The 8,038-nt window shown below is 64.0% G+C and carries 7 protein-coding genes, 1 tRNA gene and 1 riboswitch; of the genes, 1 reads left to right on the forward strand and 7 read right to left on the reverse strand.

The genetic code is table 11. The annotated features are described in order from the left end of the window. Positions 1-73: 73 nt before the first annotated feature. From ACMGE0_RS33125 to ACMGE0_RS33155, 7 genes are all read right to left on the reverse strand, one after another. Positions 74-850 carry a class I SAM-dependent methyltransferase gene (locus ACMGE0_RS33125; RefSeq protein WP_436820110.1) on the reverse strand — a complete coding sequence of 259 codons (777 nt, stop codon included), beginning with the start codon at positions 848-850 and terminating at the stop codon, positions 74-76. A gap of 2 nt (positions 851-852) precedes the next feature. Beyond that, positions 853-1,683 (reverse strand): ABC transporter ATP-binding protein, encoded by an 831-nt coding sequence (locus ACMGE0_RS33130; protein WP_436820105.1) that lies wholly within the window; start codon positions 1,681-1,683, stop codon positions 853-855. After that, positions 1,680-2,708: a FecCD family ABC transporter permease gene (locus ACMGE0_RS33135; protein WP_436820106.1), complete on the reverse strand. Its 1,029-nt coding sequence runs from the start codon at positions 2,706-2,708 to the stop codon at positions 1,680-1,682. Before ACMGE0_RS33135 ends, ACMGE0_RS33130 begins: the two co-directional genes overlap by 4 nt. Then, positions 2,705-3,736, reverse strand: coding sequence for an ABC transporter substrate-binding protein (locus tag ACMGE0_RS33140; protein ID WP_436820107.1), 1,032 nt, complete (start codon positions 3,734-3,736; stop codon positions 2,705-2,707). Before ACMGE0_RS33140 ends, ACMGE0_RS33135 begins: the two co-directional genes overlap by 4 nt. Positions 3,737-3,930: 194 nt before the next feature. Continuing rightward, positions 3,931-4,163: riboswitch (cobalamin riboswitch) on the reverse strand. A 41-nt stretch (positions 4,164-4,204) separates the two neighbouring features. Next, complete coding sequence (aztD, locus tag ACMGE0_RS33145) at positions 4,205-5,404, reverse strand: zinc metallochaperone AztD (protein ID WP_436820111.1); 1,200 nt, start codon at positions 5,402-5,404, stop codon at positions 4,205-4,207. Between the two features lie 376 nt (positions 5,405-5,780). Next, positions 5,781-6,857, reverse strand: coding sequence for a D-alanine--D-alanine ligase family protein (locus tag ACMGE0_RS33150; RefSeq protein ID WP_436820108.1), 1,077 nt, complete (start codon positions 6,855-6,857; stop codon positions 5,781-5,783). 234 nt (positions 6,858-7,091) lie between these two features. Next, a tRNA-Pro gene (locus ACMGE0_RS33155) sits at positions 7,092-7,168 on the reverse strand. 272 nt (positions 7,169-7,440) lie between these two features. On the opposite strand from ACMGE0_RS33155, the gene ACMGE0_RS33160 reads away from it, so the two are divergent. Then, positions 7,441-7,812, forward strand: a complete 372-nt coding sequence (locus tag ACMGE0_RS33160) for a hypothetical protein (protein ID WP_436820109.1) — start codon at positions 7,441-7,443, stop codon at positions 7,810-7,812. Positions 7,813-8,038: the final 226 nt, after the last annotated feature.

Here is an 8,038-nt window from a genome sequence, read left to right on the forward strand (position 1 = left end):
GACCATCGGTCCAGACGAGTGCACCAATTATCTTGTCAATGCCGGATACGCTTCAAATAAAACATGAAACGCTCTAGCCCGGCCGCCGGCAGGAGAGAATGAAGCGGCGGTAAAGCAGCGTGCGCAGTCGGTTCCTCAGGTCGGCGGTCTGCCGCTGGGCCGCGGCGATCGGCCGGTGGGAGGCGATCCCGATGTCCTCGAAGCCGGTCGCTTCGATCAATGGCACGAGCCTTTCCACCGTGAGGCCTTCTCCGAACGGCAGCCGCGCCATGATGCTCCGGTGGCGGTCGCTCATCGCGCCGTCGTAATGCGGATCGGCGCCGCTCAGCCGGTCGATCAGGCGGATGGCGCAGGATGCGAGTTTTCCCAAGGGTGTCGGCCTTGCCCAGTCGCCGTCGAAAACCAGCAGCTTGCCGCCCGGCTTCAGGACCCGATGCCAGTCTGCAAGAGCCTGTTCCGGCTCCGTCAGCGTCCAGACGAGATGGCGGCAGACGACGGTATCGTAACTTGCATCCGGCTCCATCGTCCGTTCCGCATCGGCAAGGATAAAGCGCACCCCCTCCCGCGCCGCATGCTTGCGGCGGGCGACGCCCAGCATCGCCTCGGAGAAATCGAGCGCCGTGACCTCGTGCCCGAGGGAAAGCAGCACGTTCGTCACTTCGCCGGTGCCGCAGGCCAGTTCGAGAACCTTGAGCGGTTCGCCGCCGAGGCTGCGCCTGACCGCGGCTGCCCAGGCCTGCAGTTCCGGTCCGGGCGGAATGCGATGGCCGAAGGCGAGATCGAAGGTTTCCGACCGCTTCGACCAATATTCGCGGATGTCCTCCTTGAGGTGATGGTTGCGTCCGTCCATGTTCACGATACCCCACCTGCGACCGTTTCAAGCCGTGCGCCGTTCCCGCGCCGCGACGCCGGACGGGGCTGCCCGGCAGCCCGGTAGCGGATGAAGCAGTTACCGTCGCTTTGGTGGTCGATCTCCGCCTCCACGCCGAAGACGTCGCGGATGCGCTCAGTCGTCAGCACCTCGCGCGGCGCGCCGAGCGCCACCAGCCGCCCGCCCTGCATGACCGCGAGGCGGTCGCAGAACATCGCCGCATGGTTGAGGTCGTGGAGGGCCGCCGCCACCGTCAAATCCTGCCGGCGCACCAGATCGAGCAGGCCGATCTGATGGCCGATGTCGAGATGGTTTGTCGGCTCGTCGAGGAGCAATATCTTCGGCTGCTGCGCGAGCGCGCGGCCGATATGCAGGCGCTGGCGTTCGCCGCCGGAAAGCGTGTGCCAAAGCCGGCCGGACAGGTGGGCCATGTCGACGTTCCGAAGCGCCGCCTCGACGATCACGTCGTCCTCAGACGACCAGGGCGACAGAGGTCCGAGATAGGGCGTGCGCCCAAGCTCCACCGCCTGCCGGGCGGTGATCCTCTCGCCGGTTTCCGCCTGCTGCTCCACTAGCGCCAGCCGGCGGGAAACCTCGCGCCGCCCGAGCGCGGTAATCGGCACGCCGTCCAGCAGGACTTCGCCGGACTTCGGCTTACGGATGCCGGCAAGCAGCGCCATGAGGCTCGTCTTTCCCGAACCGTTCGGGCCGATGATGCCGAGAAACTCGCCGGTGCGCACGTCGAGCGAGACATCGCGCAGGATTTCGGCGCCGCCGGCGGTCCATGAAACATTCCTGGCCGAAAGCGTCATGCGCGGCCCCTCCTCTGTCCGAGAATCAAGGCGAAGGCCGGCGCCCCGACGAGCGCGGTGATCACGCCGATCGGCAGGACCTGGCCGGGTATCAAGATGCGCGACAGGATATCCGCCACGATCATGAAGACGGCGCCGATCAGCGCCGCCGCCGGCAGGAGCACGCCGTGGCGGACGCCGACCAGCATGCGCGCCGCATGCGGGATGACCAGCCCGACGAAGCCGATCGATCCGACGATGGACACCATGACCGCCGTCATCATGGCGGAGATGCCGACCAGCACGAGATAGATGCGGCGGACCGAAATGCCGAGCGAGGCGGCCTGCTCCGCGCCGAAGGTGAAGGCATCGAGCGACCGGGCGTGCCAGAGGCAGACCGCAAGCCCCGACAGGGCCGCAGGTATGGCAAGCCAGGCATCCGGCCAGCGGACGCCGGAAAGATTGCCGAGCAGCCAGAACATGATGCCGCGCGCCTGTTCAGCGGTCGCCGCCTTGGTGACGATGAAGGAGGTGAGCGCATTGAAAAGTTGCGAGCCTGCGACGCCGGCGAGGATGATGGCCGCCGTTCCCCTGCCCGCCTTGACGGCCAGCAGGCTGACGAGCGCGAAGGCGACGAGCGCCCCGAAAAAGGCGCCCATCGGCAGCGTCAGGAGACCTCCGCCGAAGCCGAGGATCGCGACGCCCACGGCGCCGGTGGAGGCCCCCGCCGAAATGCCGAGAATATAGGGATCGGCCAGGGGATTGCGCAGCAGCGACTGCAGCACGACGCCGGAGAGGGCAAGCGAGGCGCCGCAGCAGGCCGCTACGACCGCGCGGCTCAACCTGTAGCTCCAGACGATGCCCTCATCGATCGGCTCCAGCGGATAGCCCGCATCCCAGAGCCGGTTGGCGACCGTCTTGGCAACGACCTCGAACGGGATCGCGGTCTCGCCGATCGCCGCGCCCAGCCAGAGCGCGGCGACGAGGACGGCGAGCGCGAGCGAAACCGCACCCGTCCGGCCGATCGAGGACATGGCCCGGCTCATTCGGCGAGGCCGGCGGCTGCGATGGCGTCCGCAAGCACCTCGATCCCTTCGATCGTGCGGATCGTCGGGTTCATCGCCTGCGCGTCCATGTCGAAGACATGGCCGTTCTTCGCGGCCGGCATCAGGCTTGCGACCGGGTCGGTCTCAAGGAACCTGTGCTTGGCCTCGATGCTGTCCAGCGGATAGCGGCGGCGCTCCATGGCGCCCGCGACGATCATGGTCGGATCGGCCTTGGCGATGGTTTCCCAGCCGACCGTCGGCCATTCGTCGTCCGTCTCGATGATGTTGCGGATGCCAAGCGCCGACATGATATAGCCCGGCGCGCCGTTCCTGCCGGCGACATAGGGATCGGCGCCCGCGGCGCTCGAGAACCAGAAGACGGCGGAAAGCTTGCCTTGCGCAGACGCGACCTTGGCACGGGCGGCGGCCTCACGCTGCTTCAGATCGGCCACGACCTCCTCGCCCTTGTCCTGCACGTCGTAGATCTTGGCGAGCTCGCGGATTTCCCGGTAAACGAGGTCCATGGTGAAGACCTGGTGGCGGACGCCGTCGCTCGCGGCGGAATTTTCCTTGCCGGTGCAATCGGACGGCGACGTGTAGACCGGTATGCCGAGTTCTGCGAACTGTTCCGGCTTGCCGACCACGCCTTCGGGTCCGACCTGCCACTGGAACTGCACGGCGACGATATCCGGCCTTTTGCCGAGCACGCTTTCGAAGCTCGGCTCGTTATCGGCGAGCCGGTCGATTTTGGCGTTCACCTCCTCATATTCCTTGAGGACCGGTCCGACCCAGAGCGCGGTGCCGACGACCTTGTCCGCCAGGCCTAAGAGATAGAGGATTTCGGTGCTGCTCTGGCCGATCGACACGGTACGCGACGGCGCCTTTTCGAAAGTCACCTGCCGGCCGCAGTTCTCAAGAGTGAGCGGATAGGCGGTTTCCGCCGCCACGGCACCGTGGAACAGGCCGGAGGCGATCAAGGAGATGGCGCCGAGGCCGGCGCGGAACGGCCGTTTCAGAAAGATATTCATCGTGTTTCCCCGAATGTGACGTGAATGCCGCCGGCAAATCCATGTGCCGGGCAGTAGTGAAGCTCAGAATGCCCTTGAGGCAGCCCGATTGGCCGAACGATCGTCGAGATTTGGGGAATGCGAAGCGCCAGGGCGCCCTGCGGCGCGGATGGTGATCATGTCCTGCTCCTGTTCCGGGCATCCCCGCCCGTGCGATGGATCGATGTTCGACGGCAGGTCTCCTGGCTCGCGGATATCCGCCGTCCATCTGCCTTCCCGCGCCGCATGGACGCAGTGGCATGGCGCCTTCCGGCGCCACGAGGATGGACAGCAATCCGCTTACAGTTGCGGGGGCAGCCACGGCATTGGCCCCTTTCGGGCGTCCGCACCGTGTTCCCTTTTCATCCCCTCCGAGTCACCGTCGGGGAACCGTCGCGTTCAGTTATGCCGAGCGCGGCGATCGCGTCAAGCCGCGAGAGACGAGTGCCGTCAATGGACGGCGCCGGAGCCTCCGATGGCGACGATGCTGAAGGGCTGCCCCTCGACCGCAATGGTGCGAGCCTCCTTCAGGGTCCCGATGTCGATCATCCGCACAAGGCCGTGGCGGGGATCGGTGATGGCGATCTCATCGCCGGCCACTGCAAGGCGCGGGCGCGGATCGCGCCAATGGCCGTCCTTGCTGTAGGGCTCGGTGACGGTTGCCGATGCGGCGATTTCGCCACGCAGCACGTCGACGACGTGCAATTGCCCGTCTTCGGTCAGCACATAGGCATTCTTGACGCGCGCAGGGTCAAGCGCGAAATCGATGCGCCGGGTCGGCAGGTCCACCAGGCGGTAGGGCTCGGCGCTTTCCGGATCGATCAGGGCGATCCTGTCCTCGCCATAATTGCCGAGAAAGAACTGCATGACCTTGCTGCCGAGCAGGGTCGTCACCTTTCCCTTCGGTAGCGCTTCGCCGTATTCCAGCATTTCGAGCTCGACGCCGCCCTGCTTGCCGGGACGCGCGACCAGGACGCCCTCTGCGCAACCGAAGGCGGCCAGCCTCGCCGAAAAGGCCTCTCCGTGCAGGGCCGTGCAAGGTTCGACCTCGCCGACCTGTCCGCCGCTCGCGTCGAGGACGCGCAGGCCGAGGCGCGGCGGCAGTTCGTCCGGCTTCGTCTCAACCTTCGTATCGGGAACGGAAACAAGCATCGCCTCCCCCATGGGAACGGCGACCCCGTGATGCGGCGCCGTCGCATCGACGGTCCTTTCAGATATCTTGCCCTCGAGCAGTCCCTCTTCGGAAAGAAGCTTCGCCTTGCCTTCCCTGTCGTAGAACAGCACTACGTCGTCGCCGTGCATGACGGCATGGACCGGCCGTTTTCCGTCGAACGCGACCGGCAGCATTTCGGGGTCGGACGTTTCGAGATCGCGATGCTCGCCGTGGTCGGACAGCGTCACGCCGGATTTGATCGCCTGGACCGTATCGGCCTCGCTCTGGACGGCGAAGACGGTGCGGCCGGAACTGCTGGCGGCCAGTGCGGCGTAACCCTTCAGGGCGAACTCGCCGATCTCCTTTCCCGTCGCCGCGTCGAAGGACCGGGCCACGGGAGCCGTGTGATCGGCGACGAACAGCCGCCATGTCTGCTTCTCCTCCTCGGCCTGGGCCGAACCCATCAAAATGCCTGCCGCGGCAAAACCCCCGACCATCGTCGATCTGGACATCATTGGAAATCTCTCCTTGGTATGTAATAACATTACATCACGTATCGGAGTTTCCGGAAGCTGTCCAGCCTGTTCGATGCGAGCCGAGAAACTTCCGGTCGCGGCCAGGACGAGACGGGCGGCTGGGCAATATCGTCCGGCGCCGGTTCCAGGAGGGTTTCGAGGAGGACGCGGAGGAAATGGGCGAAAAAGAAAAAGCCCGCTTCGGCGGTAGCCTAACAAAAACGCGAAATGCCAGATGTCGCAGAAACCGGCCGCACATTCGAAGTCATGCGACTGATTTTGCGGCAGAATTCCTTTTCAGGATTCACTCTGAGCGGGTGGGGTCGCAGGACCTGGATTTCCGCGACAATACATCACGCTAAACAGTTCGGTTCGCCCGCGCCAAGCCATGTGCGACCAGGCGGTCAATGATCTCGGGGTAGCTGACGCCGCTTGCCGCCATCACCTTGGAATACATGCTGATGTCGGTGAAACCCGGGATCGTGTTGAGTTCGTTGACGAGGATCCGCATATCCGGCGTGACGAAGAAGTCCGCGCGCGCCATGCCGTCACAACCGAGCGCGCGAAATGCTTTCGACGCAAGGGCTCGGATTTCATCCTCGACCTCTTCGGGCAATTCGGCTGGCACCTTCAGCGCGGCACCATCCTGATCGATATACTTGGCGTCATAGGTGTAGAAGCCGTGGCTTTCTGCCGGGATGATTTCTCCGGTTCGCGACACGAACAGGACGCCATCGTCACCCTCCAAAACCGCGCATTCGATCTCGCGGCCCCGAATGAACTCCTCGGCCAGAAGCTTGCCGTCATGGCGGAAGCCTTCCGACAGCGCCATCTCATAGTCCGCTCCGGTCGAAACCTTGCTGACCCCGACCGAGGAGCCCTGGCGGGCGGGCTTGATGAAGACGGGCAGACCGAGCGCCCGTTCAAGTTCATCAAGGGCCGGCGCGGCGCCCCGATGGATCGTGATCGACCGCGCCGCCGGTACCCCGGCCTCATTGAACAGCCGTTTGGCGATATCCTTGTCGAGTGCGTTGGCGGAGCCGAGAATGCCGCACCCTGCAAGCGGTATGCACGCCACTTCGGCCAACCCCTGCACTGCGCCGTCTTCGCCATGAAGACCATGCAGAACGGGAAAAATGATGTCGATCCTCGGCAATTCGTATGGAGCGTCATCTACGGGAAGCGCGATTACCCGCCCATGTCCCCCCGGCACGAAACACAGTTCCGTGCCGCCCGACGGCTTTGCAAGCGTGCCGTTCTCAAAGGCGCTCAACAGCCATCGCCCCTCGCGGGTGACAAAGATCGGGACGGCGTCGTATTTTTCCGGAGCCAGCGCGTTCATGACGTTGGTTGCCGAAAGCACCGAAACGTCATGCTCGGCCGATCGTCCCCCGAATAATACGCCAATCCGTCGCTTGTTCAAAGTATCGGCCATAAGCACCCTTTTCCATCCAACTGCCGCAAAGCTCACGACGAAAGCGACGGTTTTGCGGCTGAACTTTACGATGTCGAGAAAACGGGCATTCTGCTACGGTTTGGATGTGCTGAATGCTTCAGGGAAATACTTCCGGCAAGGAAACCCGCCCACAACGTCCGGGTTGCAAGCGGTTCAACATCGTTATCTACCTGAATTCCGCATCTCGGGCTGCGCTTCGGCGGGCTTATCGGCTGGTCGGAGTGGAGTGATTCGAACACTCGACCCCCACGTCCCGAACGTGGTGCGCTACCAGACTGCGCTACACTCCGTGACCAGCGGCGCCTCTATAGACCAGCATTTTCCATTCCACAAGCGCCGTCATGAAAAATTTGCGACAGAGTGCGGTCCTTGGGAACGGTGCCGCAGACGGCATTGAAAACCGAGGCGTTGCAAAAAAGCGGCGCATGAGAAATTTGACATCGGCGACCGCCGGCCGCCTCGCGAAGCCTGCACAAAATCTGTTAGGTGCGATCTCGAAAACATGCCTTCAAAATCATGCCTCCCGGGGCGCCACAGACAATACAAGGATTCTTTCGAGATCATGAGCCGCCGCGTTCTCGCATCGCCCACCCTTTTCACCCCTGCCCTTCTCGCCCTTGCCCTTTCGGCCTGCACCACCGTAGGCATCGCCAGCAATCCCATCGAAGCCCGCTGGGTGGGCCGCTCGGCCGGCGAATTCTTCGCGAAATTCAGCCCGCCGCTCAGCGACAGCAGCGAAGGCTCCAGCACGGTCTACAACTGGCGCGGCGGCTACAACCGCATCAAGCAGCAGAACGGCCGCACCGCGCGCGTCAGTTGCTCCGCGAAGATCACGGTTTCCGAGAATTACGTCATCCGCGACGTCGCGATCGTCTCCGATCCCCCCGGCGCCAACGGACCGAGCTACTGCACGGAACTCCTCGCGGCGAACTGAGCGGCGTCTGATGGAGCGAATTGACACTCGATCCCGGTAGCTGCGACGCGCGTCCAAACGTCGGAATCCTGCTGTCAGCCCCTCGCTCCCACCGGGCGGCGTTCCAAAATGCGCCGTCCGGGCGAACTTATTTCTGGCATCATCCTGCAAAACAGCATATTTTCGACACGATAGCCGGCCAAGGGACCGCACTTACAGGGTCGATGCCGGTCTTACGAGGTCGCTT

This window comes from Neorhizobium descurainiae, assembly GCF_051400715.1.
In the GTDB taxonomy this organism is placed as follows: Bacteria; Pseudomonadota; Alphaproteobacteria; order Rhizobiales; family Rhizobiaceae; genus Neorhizobium.